At 66.7% G+C, this 19071-nt stretch carries 18 protein-coding genes and 2 tRNA genes; 2 read left to right on the top strand and 18 right to left on the bottom strand.

From position 1 onward, the window contains the following. From ACSYHF_RS07290 to ACSYHF_RS07275, 4 genes are all read right to left on the bottom strand, one after another. A complete protein-coding gene (locus tag ACSYHF_RS07290) occupies positions 1 to 1140 on the bottom strand; it encodes an ABC transporter permease (RefSeq protein WP_447576211.1) in 1140 nt (379 codons plus the stop codon). Next, the gene (locus ACSYHF_RS07285; protein ID WP_447576210.1) at positions 1137 to 2600 is read right to left on the bottom strand and encodes a TolC family protein; all 1464 of its coding nucleotides are present in this window, start codon (positions 2598 to 2600) and stop codon (positions 1137 to 1139) included. The genes ACSYHF_RS07290 and ACSYHF_RS07285 overlap by 4 nt, the downstream gene beginning before the upstream one ends. Positions 2601 to 2960: 360 nt before the next feature. After that, positions 2961 to 3036, bottom strand: a tRNA-Gly gene (locus tag ACSYHF_RS07280). A 116-nt stretch (positions 3037 to 3152) separates the two neighbouring features. Next, positions 3153 to 4259: an NAD(P)/FAD-dependent oxidoreductase gene (locus ACSYHF_RS07275; RefSeq protein ID WP_447576209.1), complete on the bottom strand. Its 1107-nt coding sequence runs from the start codon at positions 4257 to 4259 to the stop codon at positions 3153 to 3155. Between the two features lie 343 nt (positions 4260 to 4602). Between ACSYHF_RS07275 and ACSYHF_RS07270 the strand changes: the two genes are divergently transcribed. Next, positions 4603 to 5385: a hypothetical protein gene (locus ACSYHF_RS07270; protein ID WP_447576208.1), complete on the top strand. Its 783-nt coding sequence runs from the start codon at positions 4603 to 4605 to the stop codon at positions 5383 to 5385. 1 nt (position 5386) lies between these two features. On the opposite strand, the gene ACSYHF_RS07265 is transcribed toward ACSYHF_RS07270, so the two are convergent. The 3 genes from ACSYHF_RS07265 to ACSYHF_RS07255 form a co-directional block, all read right to left on the bottom strand. Further along, on the bottom strand, positions 5387 to 5869 hold the full coding sequence (locus ACSYHF_RS07265) for a hypothetical protein (RefSeq protein WP_146205507.1): 483 nt from the start codon (positions 5867 to 5869) through the stop codon (positions 5387 to 5389). 591 nt (positions 5870 to 6460) lie between these two features. Next, the gene (locus tag ACSYHF_RS07260) at positions 6461 to 6862 is read right to left on the bottom strand and encodes a hypothetical protein (protein WP_005415986.1); all 402 of its coding nucleotides are present in this window, start codon (positions 6860 to 6862) and stop codon (positions 6461 to 6463) included. A 9-nt stretch (positions 6863 to 6871) separates the two neighbouring features. Beyond that, a complete protein-coding gene (locus tag ACSYHF_RS07255) occupies positions 6872 to 7090 on the bottom strand; it encodes an FAD-dependent oxidoreductase (protein ID WP_447576428.1) in 219 nt (72 codons plus the stop codon). Here ACSYHF_RS07255 and ACSYHF_RS07250 point away from each other — a divergent pair. After that, a complete protein-coding gene (locus tag ACSYHF_RS07250; protein ID WP_005415985.1) occupies positions 7080 to 7301 on the top strand; it encodes a hypothetical protein in 222 nt (73 codons plus the stop codon). The two genes, ACSYHF_RS07255 and ACSYHF_RS07250, sit on opposite strands and share 11 nt — an antisense overlap. 63 nt (positions 7302 to 7364) lie before the next feature. Here ACSYHF_RS07250 and ACSYHF_RS07245 read toward each other — a convergent pair. From ACSYHF_RS07245 to ACSYHF_RS07195, 11 genes are all read right to left on the bottom strand, one after another. Then, positions 7365 to 7440 (bottom strand) — tRNA-Gly (locus ACSYHF_RS07245). 128 nt (positions 7441 to 7568) lie between these two features. Continuing rightward, positions 7569 to 8195: a CDP-diacylglycerol--glycerol-3-phosphate 3-phosphatidyltransferase gene (gene pgsA, locus ACSYHF_RS07240; protein ID WP_005412825.1), complete on the bottom strand. Its 627-nt coding sequence runs from the start codon at positions 8193 to 8195 to the stop codon at positions 7569 to 7571. Positions 8196 to 8213: 18 nt separating this feature from the next. Further along, positions 8214 to 10058, bottom strand: coding sequence for an excinuclease ABC subunit UvrC (uvrC, locus tag ACSYHF_RS07235; protein WP_053500510.1), 1845 nt, complete (start codon positions 10056 to 10058; stop codon positions 8214 to 8216). Beyond that, positions 10055 to 11467, bottom strand: a complete 1413-nt coding sequence (locus ACSYHF_RS07230; RefSeq protein WP_111174715.1) for a hypothetical protein — start codon at positions 11465 to 11467, stop codon at positions 10055 to 10057. The genes uvrC and ACSYHF_RS07230 overlap by 4 nt, the downstream gene beginning before the upstream one ends. Beyond that, positions 11464 to 11952 carry a low molecular weight protein-tyrosine-phosphatase gene (locus ACSYHF_RS07225; RefSeq protein WP_065177369.1) on the bottom strand — a complete coding sequence of 163 codons (489 nt, stop codon included), beginning with the start codon at positions 11950 to 11952 and terminating at the stop codon, positions 11464 to 11466. The genes ACSYHF_RS07230 and ACSYHF_RS07225 overlap by 4 nt, the downstream gene beginning before the upstream one ends. Further along, a complete protein-coding gene (kdsB, locus tag ACSYHF_RS07220) occupies positions 11949 to 12722 on the bottom strand; it encodes a 3-deoxy-manno-octulosonate cytidylyltransferase (RefSeq protein ID WP_053500516.1) in 774 nt (257 codons plus the stop codon). The genes ACSYHF_RS07225 and kdsB overlap by 4 nt, the downstream gene beginning before the upstream one ends. A 75-nt stretch (positions 12723 to 12797) precedes the next feature. Further along, positions 12798 to 13817, bottom strand: coding sequence for a tetraacyldisaccharide 4'-kinase (lpxK, locus tag ACSYHF_RS07215; protein WP_262221447.1), 1020 nt, complete (start codon positions 13815 to 13817; stop codon positions 12798 to 12800). Further along, positions 13817 to 15565: a lipid A export permease/ATP-binding protein MsbA gene (gene msbA, locus ACSYHF_RS07210; protein WP_005415978.1), complete on the bottom strand. Its 1749-nt coding sequence runs from the start codon at positions 15563 to 15565 to the stop codon at positions 13817 to 13819. The genes lpxK and msbA overlap by 1 nt, the downstream gene beginning before the upstream one ends. Then, positions 15562 to 15984 carry an ExbD/TolR family protein gene (locus ACSYHF_RS07205; RefSeq protein ID WP_005415977.1) on the bottom strand — a complete coding sequence of 141 codons (423 nt, stop codon included), beginning with the start codon at positions 15982 to 15984 and terminating at the stop codon, positions 15562 to 15564. Before ACSYHF_RS07205 ends, msbA begins: the two co-directional genes overlap by 4 nt. A 3-nt stretch (positions 15985 to 15987) precedes the next feature. Beyond that, the gene (locus tag ACSYHF_RS07200) at positions 15988 to 16650 is read right to left on the bottom strand and encodes a MotA/TolQ/ExbB proton channel family protein (RefSeq protein WP_005415976.1); all 663 of its coding nucleotides are present in this window, start codon (positions 16648 to 16650) and stop codon (positions 15988 to 15990) included. 3 nt (positions 16651 to 16653) lie between these two features. Next, entirely contained in the window at positions 16654 to 19053 is a 2400-nt protein-coding gene (locus ACSYHF_RS07195) for a DNA internalization-related competence protein ComEC/Rec2 (protein ID WP_095378768.1), read from the bottom strand. Positions 19054 to 19071 lie beyond the last annotated feature (18 nt).

Here is a 19071-nt window from a genome sequence, read left to right as displayed (position 1 = left end):
TCAACGCAGCAGCAACGATGGATCGGAGCGGACGACACTGCGCACCGCCATGATGCTGGAGAGCATGGCCATCACCGCCACCAGCGCCACGCAGCCGAGGATCACCATCGGCGTCAGCTGCACCGGTACGCGCTGGGTCTGCGCGATCAGCAGCACCACGGTACTGAACGCCGCCGCCAGCAGCATGCCCACGCCACCGATCAGCAATGCCTGCTCGAACACCACCCGTGCCAGCGCATAGCGGCCTGCACCGAGTGCATTGAGCGTGGCGTACTCGCGTACCGAGCCGGCCACCACCGAGGCGAACGACTGGTTGGTGATCACCGCACCGACGAAGCAGACGATGACGGCCATGAACAACACGGCGATACCTGCGCCGGTATCGAACAGCCAATACTGCTGCGAACGGCTGGCGAACGCCGGCGCGGTCCAGAACTCGACCGGTGTGGCCTGGCCCATCGACGCGGCCAGGCGGTCACGCACGCGGTCGGCCAGTTGCGGCGAGCGCAGGCCCGCCACGAAATAGGTGCTTCCCTCGTGTGGGTCGGTGCCGGCGATGGCGCGCGCGGTGTCCAGCGAGGCCAGTACATTGACACCGCCAAGGCCCCGCAGGCCCGGTTGTGCAGCGACCACGCGCACCGCCTTGCCATTGATCCAGGCACGGTTGTTCTGCAGGTCCACGCCCAGCGTATCCAGATCGGCGCTGTCGACGATCACCGCACCCGGCTCGCGCAGCTGCGCGCGCAGGTTGGCAGGGAGGATGCGCGCGAACATCATCGCATCGTCCCGGGTGGAGATACCGGACAGGTACACCGACACATTGCCGGTGCCCTGCGCGCAGGATCGCCATTCGCCATCGACCCACTCGTAGGGCTCGACGCGGGTGACATCCGGGTCCATGCGCAGATGGCTTTCCACATCCGCGCTGATTGCATGGCCGTAATTGACACTCTGGGTGCCGGGGAAACCAGCCCAGATATCAGCCGAGGACGCTTTCACGTAGATCGCAGCGGTACCGAAGATGCCAAGCACCAGTGCGGCCTGCACGATCAACAGCACACCGGCGAAACACATCGCCAGCACCACCGGCAGGAACCGGCGCCACTCATAGGCCAGGGTCTTGCGGGCGAGTGCGATCATTGTGGTTCGCCCTCACCCTCGGCAGGCAGCGGGGCGCCGCCGAGGGCGCGGTACAGCGATGCAAAGGCCAGAACGCGCGCACCCTGCGCAGCGATCAGATCAGCCTGCGAGGCGAGTGCGGCGCGTTGCGTGTCGAGTCCATCGAACTCGCTGGACAGACCCAGCTGCACCTGCCGCGCCTGGCGCTTGACCTGCTGCCCGGCGGCGTCGTTGGCCGCGCGCAACGACTGGATGCTGCTGTCCTGCCGCGCCAGGCTGCCCAGCGCGCCTTCCACTTCGCTCACGCCTTCCAGCACCGCCTTGCGGTATCCGAGCAAGGCGGCATCCAGCTGCTTTTCATTGGCATGGAAGCGCGCGCGACGCTGGCCCCAGTCCCATAGCGGAATATCGATGTACGGGCCGATCGACGGGCTCGAATCGGAATTGGAGCGGGCGTTCTGGGTGAGGTTGTACGCGTACAGGATGGAGCCGCCAAGGCTGACCCGTGGATACATCGCTGCGCGCGCCGAACCCTTGCTGGCCGCTGCCTGCATCACCTCTGATTCGGCCAGCAGGATCTGCGGGCGGTAGCGCAGCAGATCCGTAGGGACCTGCTGCAGCGAGAATGCACCGAGCTTCGGCGGCGCGCGGTACGCGCGCCAGGCGGGATCCGGCCCGTCACGCCCCAGCAGCAGCGCCAGCGCGCGGGCCGCGTTGTCCGCATTTTCGCGGGCCTGCGCCGTCGCTGCCCGGGTCGCCGCCTGGCGCGCGCGCAGGCGTTCCAGCTCGCCCGGCTCATCCAGGCGCAGGCGCAGGCGAACCCGTGCCAGTTGTTCGCCGCGATCATCCACGGCCTGCTGTCTGACCAGCAGATCCTGCTGGGCCTGCGCTACGGTCAGATCCAGATAGCTGCGCACCACGTCGGCAATCACCGCCACTTGTGCGGCATTGCGCAACGCCTCGGCATTGCCGGCCGAGGCCTGCGCGCTGAGATGGGCACTCTCGGCGGCGCCGAACAGGCCCAGGTCCCAGATCGCTTCGATGCCTGCATGGAAATAGGTGTCGACCGCGGCGGCGTCCTGTACCTGCTTGGCGCTGGCCGAGATCTCCGGCAGGAAGCGCGAATCCGAGGTGCCGGCGACGATCCGCACTGCCTGCAGGCGCAACGTGGCCTGCTGCAGATCAAGGTTGCCGGCGATGGCTTGATCGACCAGGCCGTCCAGCGCCGGGTCGGCCAGCACCTTCCACCACTGCCTGGCCTCCACCGCCACGCCCTGGCCCTGCGGCACCTGGGTCCAGGTGCTGGGGGTGCGATCAGGCAGGTCCGGAGCCGGCACCGACATGCAACCTGCCAGCGCCAGGCTGGTCAGCAGTGCGCCCGGGCGCAGCAATGCCTGCAGGGAGAGTCCGCGCCCGGTCCCGGGCACTGCCACTGGAGTGATACGCCTGACCACCAGCCCGCCAACGTGTAGAAGGAGCATGAAGGCTACCGTGCGATTGTGGAGCGAACATGGAGAATTGGTCCGAAAACGGTCACAACACGCGTGCGGTTCAGGCAACGCCGACCCAGCCTTTCACTGCGCTTTCAACGTGTTCCCGGGACAGAACACTGGATGCTTTTCACGGCGCATTGCACATTGGGACGTCTCCCCGCCTCGACGTGCCACACGCGTGAACATCCTCGCCGCTGGCAGCCAATCGCTTCGATCACGGCGGTGGCTGTCGGTGCATCGTGGTCGCGCTGACCACTCCGCGGGCCTCGAACGCTCGCTGGCGACCCATGGGCGCATCCGGTCCGACAAACGAAAAACGCCCCCTTCCGGGAGCGTTCTTCTTGAATCTGGAGCGGGAAACGAGACTCGAACTCGCGACCTCAACCTTGGCAAGGTTGCGCTCTACCAACTGAGCTATTCCCGCAGATTTCGTTCGACCTGCGTCGAAGGAGCGCTATTGTGTCGATATCGCTGCACGGCGTCAACAGGAATTTTCACGTGGGGTCAGGGGTGGCGTTCAGGCGCCCCTGCCTGTTCCCTTCACGTGCGCAGCCCGCGGCGATGGAAGTAGACCTGTTCGGCGATGCGCCGCATGACCGCTGTATGCAGCAGTACATCAAGCGGCCAACCGGCCTGCAGATGATCCATCGCCCAGCGCAGCACGCGCTTGCCATGGAACGCCGGGGCGACCTGACGCGCCACCCGTTCCGCTTCTGGCCCTTGCCCACGCAGATGGCGGGCAATCGCCTCGCCGACCGCCCAGCCATGCCGCCACGAGGAGTGGATACCCCCGGCGGAGAGCGGCGAGACGATGCCCGCCGCGTCGCCGGTCAGGATCAGCCGGTGGCCAGTGATCGGGCCATCCGGTCGGCCGCAGGGCACCAGGCCGGCGCGGGTGGCCGAGGGGCGCGCAGAAGGCGGAATGTTGACCACACCGCGCACGTGGTCGAGGAAACCCTCAATGTCCGGCGGCCGCACCCGTTGCGGATCGTGACGCAGCGCCAACCCGACCTGCAGACCGCTCGGATTTTGGGCGACCCAGCCGATGTAGCCCGGGGCGTAGCGCTTGCTGACGAAGCAATGCAGCGCATCGCCCTGCGCCACCTGCTGACCGGCGAACTCACGTTCTACGCCGTAGAGGTTGTCACGTACCTGGCCGAGGCCGGTGCGCCAGGCCACGCGTGAGCGCGCGCCATCGGCGCCAACCAGATAGGCGCAGCTCCCTGCCCCTTCCACCTGCCAGCCGTCACCGCGGCGATGGGCGTCGGTGAAGGACTGCTGCAGGCGCAGGTCGACACCGTTCGCATGCAGTTCGCTGGCCACCCAGCGCATCAGGTTCGGCGTATCGGTGGTGAGGAAGTAGTAACCCGGTGCGGCCAGCAATACGCTGCGCAGGTTCGGCGCATAGAGGCGCACGTTGGCGACCCGTTGCACCAGATGTTCGGGCATGCGCCCCAGCCAGGTCTGCTCCATCGCTTCCTTCACCACGATGCCGGTGGTGTGCAAGCGCTCGCCGGGGTCGGCCTTGCGTTCCACCACGCAGACGCGCAGCCCGTACTGGGCAGCGGCCAATGCGCAGGCGGCACCGGCGAAACTGGCGCCGACGATGACCACATCGTGATCGCAGGCGGGGGAAGTGTGAGGCATTGCGGCATCGCCGTGGAGAGTCGGAGATGCAGCTTCGCTAGCGCGGATGGAGGGGCGATGGAGTGTGGGTGAAGTGGGGATGAAGCATGCAATTTGCCAACGGGAAAACGTCTTCAGTTTCGGGATCGCTTTTCTGCTTCGACTCTTTGCGCATCACCTCATCAGGAAACGCAACTTACTCTCCTGATGCATTCATTCTTACCTATTCAGCATATTCTGCAACTAGTTGCATGTTTGATCCTACTTCGAGCATCTATAACGAAATGTCGCGACTCCATCGCTCTGGCAGCACTATCGAATGTCACTTCGCACAACCCATTGGGCCTCGACAGGACCTCTCATCTTGGCAACCAGCCGCACCACCCTTTCACTGCTATTGGTTTCGATGGCATTAATCACATCGGGATGCCGGACGGCGGCTGTCATCAGCAAGGAAATTGCACTTTCCACGACCACGCGCGCATCTTCGAGAACATTCAACTTGACAGCCCAACTGCCGGCACAGCTGCACATGACTCTTGTCGCACACTATGCACCACGAGATGCGAAAGATCTGAACTGCAGCGGAGTAACTTCCTTTGTGAGCAACATCCCCGGCCCGAGATCTGTCACAAAGGCATTTCATCTATCCAGCCCGGATGAATCCAAGCCATCACGTGTAGACATCCCCGTGCATTACTCCATCGGAGCTTGCAAACTGCCACTGGAAACGGTCGGACTAACACTCCAGAACGAACCTAGAAAGAGCGCAATCAATTCAGGGGAGTACCGCTTCCATCTACATGTCCGAGATGCAACCGAAGACGCTACTTCTCTGAATGCAGGGATCAAGGAGCTTCGACTCACCCAGCACTGCAAGCAACTCGTTCATCGAAGCAGCTCTTCCAATGAAGAGTTGAGGAAGTTATTGATCTGCGACGGGAGAGAAGAGGTCAATCTCGATCGTAAGAATCTTAAAGAAGTGAGCGTTCGCCTACACGTTACGCTGGACCCGATCGAAGCTCCTCTCTATCAGAAAAATGACACGGATTGTCAGAGAGCGCTACTGATCCACGCACCATGCATCGCAGCCAACGAAGCACCGCGCGCTACGAAAGGACCGCCGCATCAGACTCCGACCTTATGAATCAGCATGAGGACTGCCTCGTCCTGTCGTCTACCTTCTTGATGGATTCAATTTCGCGACCTTCCGTCTGCTTCCGGCCAGTGCAGAACAACACCGAATAGGCCTCTGCTGAGTGCACAGAAGAATTCAGCCTGAACACGTACGCCAAGCCTGGCCGCAGTTCCAACACTCTCTCCTTTCCTCTCAAGGGTTCGACAGCGTATGAGCTGGGCACACGCCCATATGAGAAGCAGTCACCGGGTTTCAGCATCAATGGTGCAGCACCATCCTTCAGTTCAATGCTCCAGACCCCATCGTTCTGATCACTGGCTTCAGACAACGTTGCCCAGCCTATGGGGAAAGGTGATCGGGCCTTTTTCGGAAGGCAGATCGCAGGCCGCCCATCAATAAGGGAAACTTCGGCTTGCTTGTCATATCCCAGAGGAGTCGCATGCGCATTGACAGAAAAAACGAGCATCCCGACGGCAACCAGCGGTCGAATCATCATGGAACTCCGGATGTAGATGAATAGAAGGTTTCGGCGTCCATTCATATCAATGAAGCTGGCATGCCAACGCCCGTCCATTGAGCGATGAGCATTGCGCCGTGCAGTCAATATGCAGATGGAAAAGCAGCTGAGCGCAAGGGGCCCACCAACACAGCTTCTCCATCAACTCGTACTTTCTTGGTTCTTCCTGGCCCATCACGTCAGCAATGGCAACTGTACCAAGGGGCAAGCCCGGCTGAACTCACTGTGAGAGAGAGGTCGCTTGCGAAAGCGCTACCGATGCTCTGGATATCGCACAACACCGAGGTCTCTGCCATGTCAGCTGACCATTTGCGACATTCTGCGCAGCTGTCGAGCACTACGATCAATTCATTCAAAGTCGCCCGCGTTGTTCACTCGCCACCGACGTCCACCTTGCATCCAGCCACAACCGTTTCGTGCGACGACCAACAGGTAGGTGCCGTCCGCAAAGCTGACACCAACGATGACCATGTCGAGATCCCAGGTGGAGAAAGATCGCAGCGTCCACTATCGGGCAGAAGCAACGCCCCGGTTGGAGAACGTTGCTTGCAGGACTTCTTTGCGCCGTCAGGCCACCACAATCCGCAGCGGATCTGCAGACGCCAGGATCTCCGCACGCTCACCCGTGGGCGGATAGATCCATTCGGTGTTGATCCGGGTCCTGAGCGCCTTGACTTCAGCGCCGGACAGCGTTACCTGGCGATCCCAGCCCTCGGTGTAGACAGCACCCCACGGCCGCAGGTCCAGGCAGGTCACGTACTTGGGCTGCGCATACGGAATCATCGCTTCCCCGATCAGGTCAGCCGCGGCGTTGTGTCCGGTGGAGCGCCCCAGGTTCATCGCGTGCTGGCAGGACATCATCGCCACGTTGCCCTCGTCATCGGTGGCGGCATGCGCGCAGTCGCCGGTGGCGAACACCGCGTCGACACTCTTCGCCTTGAGAGTGCGATCCACATGCAGGCGACCCACCGCATCGTGCTAGCCAGGAATCTGAGCAGTCAACGCACTGGCACGTGCACCGGTCGTCCAGACAACGGTGGCGGCGTCGATGCGTTCTCCGTTTTCCAACGTCACGCCCTCCGCATCCACGCGAGCGACGCCCGAGCCCAGACGCCAGGACACACCCAACTCCCTGTGGGCGCTGCGCGCTGTTTGATGGTGCCCCACCCGCTGCGCCAGCCGCGGTATGTGCGGCATCCACGCGGTGATGATCAATGCGCAGAAGGCCATGCGCGAAGAACTGGCACGTTCCAACCTGGCCTCGATTGCCGAGGGCGTGCAGGGCAAGGGACGCCCGGCGAGATTCGCCGGTGATGTGCAGGAGTGGTTCGCGGACCGCCAGGTGGCACGCGAGGAAGCGCGCATCACCGGCATGCGTTGGCGCGCGACGGCGCAGGACAATGATTGATCTGCGCGGGTACCGCCGCGCATAACGAAAAACGCCCCCTTGCGGGAGCGTTTTTCTTGAATCTGGAGCGGGAAACGAGACTCGAACTCGCGACCTCAACCTTGGCAAGGTTGCGCTCTACCAACTGAGCTATTCCCGCTTGGGAGGCGAAATTTTACCTATTCCAAGGATGGCGTCAAGCGCTTTTTTCAGGGTCTACCGAGGCACCTGGCACCGCGTATCCACGCATGGCGTGGATAGGCGCATCGATGGGGTCAGCCCCCGGGCTCAGTTGCCCAGCTTCTTCTGCCGTGCACGCTCGCGCGCCGCGCGCTCGTCGTCGCGCAGGCTCGGCCAGGCGGCGTGCAGGTACTGCAGGCCCGACCAAAGGGTCAGCACCGCGGCAATCGCCAGGGTCCAGTCGCCGATGTGGAACACCGGCCAGCCCATCCAGATGTCTTCCACCGGCACGTTCGGCGCCACCGAATACAGCAGGCACAGCAGCGCGACCATCTGCGCGGTGGTCTTGATCTTGCCGATCATCGCCACGCGCACCTTGGCGCGCTGGCCCAGCTCGGCCATCCACTCTCGCAGCGCCGATACCGCGATCTCGCGGCCGACGATCACCGCCGCCCAGAATGCCATCCACGGCGTCGGGTGGCCCTGCACGATCAGGAACAGTGCCACTGCCACCATCAGCTTGTCCGCGACCGGGTCGAGGAAGGCGCCGAAGGCCGACTCCAGCTGGTAACGGCGTGCGATCCAGCCGTCGAGCCAGTCGGTGATCGCGGCCAGGCCGAAGATCGCCGCCGAAGCGAAGTTGGTCCAGGTGTAGGGCAGGTAGAACACCAGCACCAGCACCGGGATCATCACGATCCGCAACAACGTCAGCCAGGTGGGCAGGGTCAACTTCATGCTTGCGTGCTTCTCTCTCTACTCGGCCGCATCAGGCGTGGCCAACCCGTGCAGGTTAGCGTAGATACGTGCCGCGAGGGCGTCATTGATGCCTTCCACCTTGGCGATTTCCGCTTCGCCAGCGGCTTTCAGGCCCACAAGACCGCCGAAATGCTTGAGCAGGCTGGCGCGGCGGCGCGGCCCGATGCCGGGGATATCCTCCAGCTTGCTGGTCATCCGCGCCTTCTGGCGGCGCCCCCTGTGGCCGGTGATGGCAAAGCGATGCGCCTCGTCGCGCACCTGCTGGATGAACTGCAGCGCCGGGTTGGCCGCGCCCGGGCGCAGCTCGCGGCCATCGGGCATCACCAGCGCTTCGTGGCCGGCGCGGCGCTCCACGCCTTTGGCCACGCCCACCAGCAGCACGCCTTCCACGCCCAGGTCGGCCAGCGCGGCCTGCGCCTGCGCCAGCTGACCGGCACCACCGTCGATCAGCAGTACGTCCGGCAGCACGCCCTGCTCTTCCACCGCACGGCGGAAGCGCCGATCGATGGCCTGGCGCATCGCGGCGTAGTCGTCGCCCGGCTCGATGCCGCTGATGTTGAAGCGGCGGTACTGCGCGCGTACCGGACCGGCGGCGTCGAACACCACGCACGAGGCCACAGTGGCCTCGCCCAGCGTATGGCTGATATCGAAGCACTCGACCCGCTTGACCGGCTCGGCCAGGCCCAGCATCTCGCGCAGTGCATCGCTGCGCGCATGCTGCGCATTGCGGCTGTTGAGTTCAGTGGCCAGGGTCAGCTGCGCGTTGCGGCTGGCCAGCTCCACATAGCCGGCGCGCTCGCCACGCACGTTCCACTTCAGCTGCACCTTGCGCTCGGCCGAGGCCGACAGCGCCGCGACCAGCAGGTCGGCATCGGGAATCTCGCGATCCAGCAGGATCTCGCGCGGCGGCTCGAATTCGATGTAGTACTGCGAGACGAACGCGGCCAGCACTTCCTCCGGACTCTCCTCGCCGTTGGTACGCGGGAAGAACGGGCGGGTGCCGAGGTTGCGGCCATCGCGGAAAGCCAGCAGCAGCACGCAGGCCTGCGAACCCTGCATGGCCACCGCCAGCACGTCCAGGTCGGCGGCGCGGCCGTCCACGTACTGGCGCGTCTGCATGCTGCGCAGCGAGGAGATCAGGTCGCGCAGGCGCGCGGCCTGCTCGAACTCCAGGGCCTCGCTGGCGGCCTGCATCTGCTCGCCCAGCTCGCGGGTCAGCTCGTCGCTCTTGCCTTCCAGGAACAGCGCAGCGCGGCGCACCGATTCGGCGTAGTCCGCGGCCGGCACCAGCTCCACGCAGGGCGCGCTGCAGCGGCCGATCTGGTATTGCAGGCACGGCCGCGAGCGGTTGCGGAACACGCTGTCCTCGCAACTGCGCAGCTTGAACAGCTTGTGCATCAGGTTCAGCGTTTCGCGCACTGCGGTCACGCCCGGATACGGCCCGAAATAGCGGCCGGGAATGGCGCGCGGGCCACGATGCAGGGCGATGCGCGGCCAGTCCTCGCGGGTCAGCAGCACATGCGGGTAGGTCTTGTCGTCGCGCAGCGAGACGTTGTAGCGCGGCGACAGCGACTTGATCAGCTGATTCTCCAGCAGCAACGCCTCGGCTTCCGAGCGCGTCACGGTCACGTCCATGCGCGTGATCTGCGAGATCATCGACATGATCCGCGCGTTCTTCGGGCTGCCGTTGAAATAGCTGCCGACGCGGTTGCGCAGCGCGCGCGCCTTGCCCACGTACAGCAGGGTGTCGTCGGCCGCGTACATGCGGTACACGCCGGGGGCGGTGCTGAGCTGGGCCGCGAAGGCCTTGCCGTCGAAGGCCGGGGCGGGAACGTCGGTCATTCGCTGATCGGGACTTCGCTGAGCACGCCGCTGTCGGGGTCGAATCGCAGCACGGCATGGGCGTCGGTCTCGGCGATCCACACCGCACCTGCGCCCACGGCCAGGCCAGCCGGGCCGTGCAGGCGGCGCGGCAGCGGCTGGGTGGTCAGTTCACCACCGCCCAGGCGCAGCGTGCGCAGGCGACCGTTGCCGGTGTCGGCGATCCACAGCAGCGGGGCGTCCGCGCCCAGTGCGATCGCCTGCGGGAACTGCAGGCTGGCCTGCGCACGCGGGCCGTCTTCACTGCCGAAGCGCCACGGCCCCTGCCCGACCAGTGTCTGCACCAGGTCACCACGCAGTTGCAGTGCACGGATCGAGGATCCCAACGCATCGGCGACGTACAGCACCTGCTGCACCACGGCCAGCGCGGTCGGTTGCGCGAAGGCAGCCAGATGGCCACTGCCATCACGCTCGTCGATGGAACCACTGCCGGCGCGCCATTGCAGGCTGCGCTGGCCCAGGTGGTAGCTCCAGATGCGGTTGTCGCCGGCCATTGCGATGTGCAGCTGGTTGTCGGCGATGGCCAGGCCAACCGGATGGTCCAGCGAGACCTGCCGCGCCTGCGCCACCGGGCCCTCCACCGGCGCGCCGGGTCGCCCGTTGCCGCACAGCGTGTCGACGATGCCGGTCAGCAGATTGATGCGGCGCACGGCATGGTTGCCGGTATCGGCGACGTACAGCGAATCGCGCTCCAGCACCAGCGCCTGCGGGCGGTGGAACGCCGCTTCGGCGAGATTGCCATCCATGAAATCGGCGGTGCCGAGGCCGAACTGACGCAGGATGCGGCCGCCATGGCTGCATTCGAGAATGCGGTGATGACCGCTGTCGGCGATGTACAGACGTTCGGTGCTGACCGCCAGCCCCTGCGGGAAGCGCAGGGCCTGCCGCGGTTCCGGATGCAGTTCGCTGCCGCCACGCGGCGGCGCCGAAGGTGCGCCGTGGCACAGCGCGTTCAAGGCGCGCTCCAGTTCACCGGGCGCGCCCTGCCCGACCAGCCGTTGCTGTTCACGGCCCTGCGCGTCCAGCAGCACCATGGTCGGCCAGGCGGTGACGCCGAAGCGGCGCCAGCCATCCCAGTCGGCATCGAGCAGCACGGGCATGGTCAGGCCCTGACGGCGCAGCAGCTTCAGTGCGGCCGTGGCATCGCGTTCGAAATCAAAACGCGGCACCTGCAGCACCAGCGGCTGCAGCTTGCCCGGGTGGCGCGACAGCCATTGGCCGAACTCGGCCAGGCGTTGCGCACTCCAGGCGGAGGCCGCATTGACGAACAGCAGCGCGACCGGCCGGCCGCGCAGTTCGGTCAGGGTGCAGGGAGTGGCATTGAGCCAGGTGGCGAATTCGGGCAGGTCCGGGACGGGCTGGACGTTCATGACCTGATTATGCCGGAGTCGGCGTCATGCAACAGTCGTGCCACCGCACGTTTTGCAGCATCGTCGACCAGCGACCAGACCTGTTCGAAATGATCGCTGCCGCCGGTGTAGGGATCAGGGATGGCTACCCGCCCCTGCCCGCCGGACCAGGGCAGATACAACGCCAGCCGTTCACGCTGGGCCGCCGTCGCCAGGCGCCCGGCATCACGCAGGTTGGCCTCGTCGGCACACAGGATCCAGTCGAAACGTTCGAAATCCACGGCCTGCAGCTGGCGTGCGCGCAGGCCGCCGATGTCCACGCCGTGCCCGGCCGCGCAGGCGATCGCGCGGCGGTCCGGCGGCTCGCCCACGTGCCAGTCGCCCGTGCCGGCCGAATCGACCTGCACCCGCCCGGCCAGCGGCGAGGCATCCAGGCGTGCGCGCAGCGCGCCTTCGGCCATCGGCGAACGGCAGATGTTGCCGAGGCAGACGACCAGCAGCCTCATCGCGCGGCCATCGCCTGCAGCAGCCCCTCGGCGCGCTCCAGGTCCTCGGGCGTATCGATGCCCGGCGGGAACGGCTCGGGCGAGATCGCCACGCTGATCGGGTAGCCCGCTTCCAGCACGCGCAGCTGCTCCAGCGATTCGACCTGCTCCAGCTGGCCCGGCGGCATCGCCGCGAACTGCTGCAGGAAGCCGGCGCGATAGCCATAGATGCCGATGTGGCGCAGCCAGTGATGGCCGTCCGGCAGCGTGTCGCGGCTGCGTGCGAAGCCGTCGCGGTGCCAGGCGATCGGCGCGCGGCTGAAGTACATCGCCTCGTTGCGCACGTTGCGCACCAGCTTCACGACGTTCGGGTCGAACAGGGTGTGCGCGTCCTCGACGGTCGTGGCGAGAGTCGACATCGGCGCAGTGCCAGCGACCAGCGCATCGGCCACCGCGCGGATGCCGGTCGCCGGCGCGAACGGTTCGTCGCCCTGCAGGTTGACCACCACCGTGTCATCGGCCCAGCCGGCAATGCGTGCGCACTCGGCCAGGCGATCGGTGCCCGAGGCATGCGTGGTCGCGGTCATCGCCACCTTCACCTCGGCCAACCCGGACAGCGCATCGGAAATGCGTTGGTCGTCGGTCGCCACCCAGACCTCGCGGGCACCGGCCTGCAGCGCGCGGCGCGCCACATGCAGCACCAGCGGCTCACCGCCCAGCGGGCGCAGCGGCTTGCCCGGCAGCCGCGAGGCGGCAAAGCGGGCCGGAATGGCGACGACGAATTCGGTCATGCGGGCGGTTCTCGGCAGGCTCGTTACAACGGGAATGCGGCCAGCGGCGCGTGAATGCAAGCGCCGCCGCGCCACTCAGTTCGGTCGCAGCTTGTCCAGGCGATCGGTCAACGCCACCCAGAACGCGGCGGGCAACTCGGCGCGCAGCGGAACCGCGTAGTGCCAGTCGTTGCCGAACGCCCGGCATTTCACCGCATCCTTTTCGGTCATCAGTACCGGCAACTGGCTGCCGAAGGACAGATCCTGCGGCTGGTAGGCCTGGTGGTCGGCGAACGCATGCGGCACCACGCCGATCCCGCGCGCGCGCAGCATGTCGAAGAAGCGCTGTGGATGGGCGATGCCGGCCACCGCGTGCACCCGCTGGCCCTTGAAGTACGCCAGCGGGCGCGCGCGGCCACCGGCCAGCGGCTGCGCACTGTCGATGTGCAGGGACATTGGCCACTGGCCGAAGCCACAGGCCTGTGCCGCGGTCTGCTCATCGGCCTGGCCGAGGTTGACCACGCGGAAATCGCACTCGCTCGCGCGGCTGACCGGCTCGCGCAACGGCCCGGCCGGGATCATCCGGCCATTGCCATAGCGACGCTGGGCATCGACCACTTCGATCTCGATGTCGCGCGCCAGCCGGTAGTGCTGCAAACCGTCGTCGCAGACGATTACATCGCAGCCGGCCTCGATCAGCGCCTTGCCGGCGGCGACACGGTCACGGTCCACGCGCACCGGCACGCCGGTCTTCCAGGCGATCAGCACCGGTTCGTCACCGCCCTTCGCGGTTGGCGTATCGGCCTGCACCCACAGCGGCTTGTCGGCGTCTTCGCGACCATAGCCGCGGCTGGCCACGCCCGGCTTCCAGCCGGCCGCGCGCAGGCGCTCGACCAGGGCAATCGTCAGCGGCGTCTTGCCGGTACCACCGGCGGTGATGTTGCCGACCACGATGACCGGCACCGGCAGCGAGTGGCGCTTGCGCCAGCCACGCCGATAGGCGCGCCGGCGCAGTGCGGTGACACCTGCGTACAGCGGCGCCAGCAGGCGCATCGCCCACGGAACCGGGGTGCCGTCATACCAGTACGGCGGGGTCTGGGTGCCCTTGCCGGCCATCAGTCCTGCCTTTCGCGGAACTGCATGCTGTGCAGATGCTGGTACAGGCCGCCCAGTTCGAGCAGCTCTTTGTGCGTGCCGCGTTCAACGATGCGGCCATGATCCATGACCAGTACCTGGTCGGCATGCTCGATGGTCGACAGCCGGTGCGCGATGACCAGCGTGGTGCGTTCGGGCATCAGGCGCTGCAGCGCGTCCTGCACCAGGCGCTCGGATTCGTTGTCCAGCGCCGCAGTGGCTTCGTCGAGGATCAGGATCGGGGCGTCGCGCAGGATCGCGCGGGCAATCGCCAGGCGCTGGCGCTGGCCACCGGACAGCAGCGCGCCATTCTCGCCCACCGGGGTCTGCAGCTGCTGCGGCATGCGTGCGATGAACTCCCACGCGTTGGCGGCCTCGGCCGCCGCGCGGATCTGCTCGTCGGTCGCTTCCATGCCATAGGCGATGTTGGCAGCGATGGTGTCATCGAACAGCATGACCTTCTGCCCGACCATTGCCACCTGCCGGCGCAGGTCGGCCAGCGGGTAGTCGTCCAGTGCCACGCCGTCGAGGGTGATGACACCGCCGCTGGGCTCGTAGAAGCGTGGCACCAGCCGGATCAGGCTGGTCTTGCCACTGCCGGAACGGCCGACAATGGCCGTCACCGTGCCTGGCTTGGCAACGAAGCTGATGTCATCCAGGGCGATGCCGCTGTCCTCGCGGTAACGCAGCATGACGTGGTCGAACGCCAGTTCGCCCCGCACGCGCTGCACGTGTCGCTGCCCCTGGTCGCGCTCCACTGGCATGTCGAGAATGCCGAACAGGCGCTCGGCAGCAGAGACACCGCGCGAAATCGACGTCTGTACGCTGGTCAGGCGGCGCAGCGATGGAATGATGGCCATCATCGATGTCATCAGGCCCATGAACTGGCCGGCATTGAGCCGGCCCGCCAGGGCCTCGCGGGTCGATACCCAGACGATCACCGCCAGCGCCAGTGCGGCCAGGAACTGCACCACGCTGGAGGCGGCGGCGCGGGTGACCTCGACCTTCATGTTCAGCGCCAGCATGCGGTTGGCCAGGCGCGAGTAGCGCGAGATCTCATGCTGCTGGGTGCCGTGCACCTTCACTTCCTGCTGCGCGGCCAGCGACTGCTCGGCAGTCTGCGCCATGGTGCCCATGCCGTCCTGAATGCCGCGGCTGATGCGGCGGTAGCGCTTGCCCACGTAGGACACGATGCCACCGATCAGTGGCACCACCAGCAGCATTGCCAAGGTCACCTTGACGCTCATCTGCAGCATCACCGCCAGCATCGCGATGATGGTGAGGGTGTCGGCCACCACGGTCTTCAGCGCGTCGGCGCTGGCCTGGGTGACCTGCTCGGTATCGAAGTTCAGGCGGCTGACCATCACCGGCGTCGCTTCGGTATCGAAGTGCGACGACGGCAGGTGCAGGTACTTCTGCAGCACCTGCTCACGCAGGTCGCGGACCACGCTGCGGCCAGTCTTGGCCAGCGTGTAGTCGCTGACCCAGGTGGCCACGCTACGCATCAGGAACAGGCCGAGGATGGTCAGCGGCAGCACCACGGCCGCGCGCGGCTGCGGGTCGACGAAACCTTCGTTGACCAGCGGCTCCATCAGCTTGGTGAAGTGGTAGCCGGCCAGGGCCTCGACCACCATGGCGATGACCGCGCCCACCATGAACACCCAGTAGGTGCGGGTGTAGCCCAGCAGACGTTTGTAGATCGGCCACACCGGCGCGTGATGGGAACTCATGGACGCACCTCTGGCGCAGTTGCAATGGCGATACGACGGAAACCGAGTTGACCGAGCGCGTCCTGCGCGGTCACCACGGCCTGGTAGGGAGTGCGTGCGTCGGCGCGCAGCAGCACGGGCTGGCTGCGGTCACTGCCGGCCACGGACGCGATGGTCTGCTTGACCGACTCGACGTCGCTGCGCAGCACTTCCTGGTCATTGATGAAATAGCGGCCTTCGGCGTTGATCAGCACGCTGAGCGAACGCGGCGGCTCGTTGTTGGGCTGCTGGCTGGCGGTAGGCAGCTGCACCTGCAGCGTCGAGCGCGCATCGAAGGTGGTGGTGACCACGAAGAAGATGATCAGCACCAGGATGACGTCGATCAGCGGAACCAGATCGATATGCGGCTCATCCTGGGAGCGGTCATTGCCGATACGCATCGATCAGGCCTTCGCCGTCGCGGCGTTGGCCGGTCGCGCCGGCGCGGCCGGGTTCATCACCCCGGGGCGACCGTCGAGCGTGTCCAGCAGGGCACTGGCTTCCTGCTCCATTTCCACCACGTAGCCGTGGATGCGGCCCTTGAAGTAGCGATGGAACATCAGTGCCGGAATGGCCACGATCATGCCCGTGGCGGTGCACACCAGCGCCTTGCCGATACCGCCGGCCAGCTGGTTCACGTCGCCCACCCCATGGTCGAGGATGCCCAGGAACATCTGGATCATGCCGATCACCGTGCCCAGCAGGCCCAGCAGCGGGCCGGCCGAGGCAATGGTGCCCAGCGCGTTGAGGAAACGTTCCATGCGGTGCACCAGGTGGCGGCCGGTGTCCTCGATGCGCTCGCGGATCTGGTCGCGCGGACGATTGCGGGCTTCCAGCGCGGCCGCCAGCAATGCGCCCAGCGGCGAGTTGGCACGCAGGGTCTGCAGGTGCGCCGGGTCAAGCTTGCCGCGTGCGGCCCAGTTGCGCACTTCCTGGCCGAGGCCGGGCGGCAGCACTTCAGTCCGCCGCAGGGACCAGAAACGCTCCAGGATGATCGCCAAAGCCAGTACGCCCAACAGCAGCAGCGGCACCATCGGCCAGCCACCGGCCTTGACCAGTTCCCACACGTTTCAACCCTCCGGCCCAACGGCCGCTTGTTTGATCGGCGATAGGATAACAGCCGACCGCGCCCGCCCAGCGGCATCCCACCACCGGGATGCATGGATACGCTGTTCACGCAGCTGCAGCCCTTGTGCGCCAAGCCATACGCGGATCGCCCCGGACTCCGCAGTGGACACCACCTCGGCTCCCTGCGCCTGCCAGCGCCGGACCACGTCCCGGCGCGGGTGGCCGAAGCGGTTCTGGTGCCCGGCCGAAACCAGCGCCAGCCGGGCTGACACCGCCGCCACCCAGGGCGCGCTGGAGCTGCCGCCGCTGCCATGGTGCGGCACCAGCACCACATCCGCCTTCAGCGCCGCCGGAGACGCCCGCAGCAGCGCCTGTTCGGCCGGGCGGCCGATGTCCCCTGGCAACAGGACCCCACCATACGCGCTGGCCACGCGCAGCACGCAGCTGTCCTCGTTTTCAGCCCGCTGGCTGCCTGCATCCGGGTGCAGCACCTGGAAGTCGACGCCGTCCCAGCGCCAGCGCAGGCCGCGTTGGCAGCGCCCGGCCCCGGCGATCGTGCTGCCCGGCGGCGCCAACAGGGGCAGCTCCGGCAACTGAAGGCGCAGGCTCGGCAGGTTGCCGGCATGATCGAGATCGTCGTGACTGATCAGCACGCGGTCGGGCCGTGCCTGCCCCAGCGCCCGCAATGACGGAACCAGGACCCGCTCGCTGCCCTCACCCCCGATCGGCGGCCCCACGTCGTACCAGAGCGCATGCCGCGCGGTACGCAGCAATACCGCCGTGCCCTGCCCGACGTCATGCACCAGCAGCTCCAGCTCTCCCTCGGCCGGCCGCTCGCGCAACGGCCACAGTAGCGGCAGGCACAGCAGGAGGCCAGCCAGCCCGCCCCCGGCACCGCGTGGCAGCAGCCACCAGAACACGCCCAGCAGCGCCGCCGGCACTGCCCAGGCCGGTGCCTCGGCCAACCACCACATCGCCTGTGGATGCGCCGCCAGTGGCTGCAGGGCCTGCCAGCTGGTTTCGAACAACCACGCCGCTGCGCGCCACGCCCAGCGCCCGGCGCCGTCATGCAGCACCTGCAGGGCGGTGCCGAGCAGCGACAAGGGCACCACCAGCAATGTCCACCACGGGATGACCGGCAGGTTCACCAACGGCCCCAGCCAGGCGGTGCCACCGAACAAGGCGATGCCCAGCGGCAACAGGCCGACGCTGGCCACCCCTTGTGCGGCCAGGAACCCGCGCAGGTTGGCGACCACCCCACGCGGACGTCCCTGCGGCAGGCACCAGACCAGCCACAGGACGCCGCCGAAGCTGAGCCAGAAGCCTGCGGACAGCACTGACAGGGGCGCCGGCAGCAGCAGCGCCAGCGCCGCCAGTGCAAGCCCCTGCACGAGACCCAGTGGGCGCCGCCCGCTACGCGCCAGCGCCACCAGCCCGATCATCAGTGCAGTGCGCACGGTCGGCAATTCACCGCCGGCCAGCACCGCATAGCCCGCTGCGGACAGGGCCGCGGCGCAGGCCGCCGCCTGGGGGCGTGGCCAATGCCGGGCCAGCAGCGGGCACAGCCACCACAGCCCTCGACACAGCAACGCCCCCAGCCCGGCCACCACCCCGACATGGAATCCGGAAATGGCCACCAGATGGGTCAGGCCCAGCGCCCGCAGCTGATCCCAATCGGCGTCGGACAGGCCACGCGTATCGCCCAGGGCAAGTGCCTGCACGAAGCGCGCGGCTGGATGGGCCACCTGCGCGGCGATGGCGGCGCTGGTGCGTTCACGCCATGCCGGCAGGCCATGCGCGGCCTGAAGCTCGCGCGCGCTGGCCGGCGCCCGCACCGTGCCGTTGCCGGACACGCCGCGCAGCAGCGCGTGGCGTTCACCGTCGAAACCACCGGGATTGATCCGCGAACGCGGCGCCCGCACGCGCAAGGCCAGATGCCACTGCGCGCCGGCCAGGACCTGATGGCGCCCACGCCCGGCGTCGGTGGCGTCAGCGGCACGCCAGGCATCGTTCCAGGTGACCTGCAGGCGCTTGCCGCGCAGCGATGGCAGTTCGCTGCTCTCGCTGACCTGCAGCAGGAAGCGGGTGTGCGCGGCTCCATGGTCCGGCAGATCGATGACCCGTCCACTGACCACCACATCCCGTGCTGGCTGGCCTGGCGGCAGCTGTTCCTGCATTGCCCAGTGCCCGTGCAGCGCCGTCCATCCGGCACCGAACAGCACGACCGCGGGCAGGCGCCCCCGCCAACGCAGGCCCCACCCCGCCATGCCAAGCACGATCATCACCGTGCAGACCCACAGCGGCGGCAGCCGCGGCAGCTGCACGCAGGCCAGCGCCCCCAGTGTCAGCGCCGCAGCGGCGCCACTGCCCAGCAAGGGAGACGGGGAAAGCTGGACGGCCATGGGTCCAGCCTGCCGCTA

The organism is Stenotrophomonas maltophilia group sp. P373, from assembly GCF_053295075.1.
Note: the sequence above shows the minus strand (reverse complement) of the source record. Positions and strands in the feature narration are given on the sequence as shown.

Excerpts from the sequence above, each read along its gene's own strand:
- ACSYHF_RS07290 (WP_447576211.1), bottom strand. The coding sequence starts at position 1,140 with ATGATCGCACTCGCCCGCAAGACCCTGGCCTATGAGTGGCGCCGGTTC.
- ACSYHF_RS07285 (WP_447576210.1), bottom strand. The coding sequence starts at position 2,600 with ATGCTCCTTCTACACGTTGGCGGGCTGGTGGTCAGGCGTATCACTCCA.
- ACSYHF_RS07275 (WP_447576209.1), bottom strand. The coding sequence starts at position 4,259 with ATGCCTCACACTTCCCCCGCCTGCGATCACGATGTGGTCATCGTCGGC.
- ACSYHF_RS07265 (WP_146205507.1), bottom strand. The coding sequence starts at position 5,869 with ATGATTCGACCGCTGGTTGCCGTCGGGATGCTCGTTTTTTCTGTCAAT.
- ACSYHF_RS07250 (WP_005415985.1), top strand. The coding sequence starts at position 7,080 with ATGTGCGGCATCCACGCGGTGATGATCAATGCGCAGAAGGCCATGCGC.
- ACSYHF_RS07255 (WP_447576428.1), bottom strand. The coding sequence starts at position 7,090 with ATGCCGCACATACCGCGGCTGGCGCAGCGGGTGGGGCACCATCAAACA.
- pgsA (WP_005412825.1), bottom strand. The coding sequence starts at position 8,195 with ATGAAGTTGACCCTGCCCACCTGGCTGACGTTGTTGCGGATCGTGATG.
- uvrC (WP_053500510.1), bottom strand. The coding sequence starts at position 10,058 with ATGACCGACGTTCCCGCCCCGGCCTTCGACGGCAAGGCCTTCGCGGCC.
- ACSYHF_RS07230 (WP_111174715.1), bottom strand. The coding sequence starts at position 11,467 with ATGAACGTCCAGCCCGTCCCGGACCTGCCCGAATTCGCCACCTGGCTC.
- ACSYHF_RS07225 (WP_065177369.1), bottom strand. The coding sequence starts at position 11,952 with ATGAGGCTGCTGGTCGTCTGCCTCGGCAACATCTGCCGTTCGCCGATG.
- kdsB (WP_053500516.1), bottom strand. The coding sequence starts at position 12,722 with ATGACCGAATTCGTCGTCGCCATTCCGGCCCGCTTTGCCGCCTCGCGG.
- lpxK (WP_262221447.1), bottom strand. The coding sequence starts at position 13,817 with ATGGCCGGCAAGGGCACCCAGACCCCGCCGTACTGGTATGACGGCACC.
- msbA (WP_005415978.1), bottom strand. The coding sequence starts at position 15,565 with ATGAGTTCCCATCACGCGCCGGTGTGGCCGATCTACAAACGTCTGCTG.
- ACSYHF_RS07205 (WP_005415977.1), bottom strand. The coding sequence starts at position 15,984 with ATGCGTATCGGCAATGACCGCTCCCAGGATGAGCCGCATATCGATCTG.
- ACSYHF_RS07195 (WP_095378768.1), bottom strand. The coding sequence starts at position 19,053 with ATGGCCGTCCAGCTTTCCCCGTCTCCCTTGCTGGGCAGTGGCGCCGCT.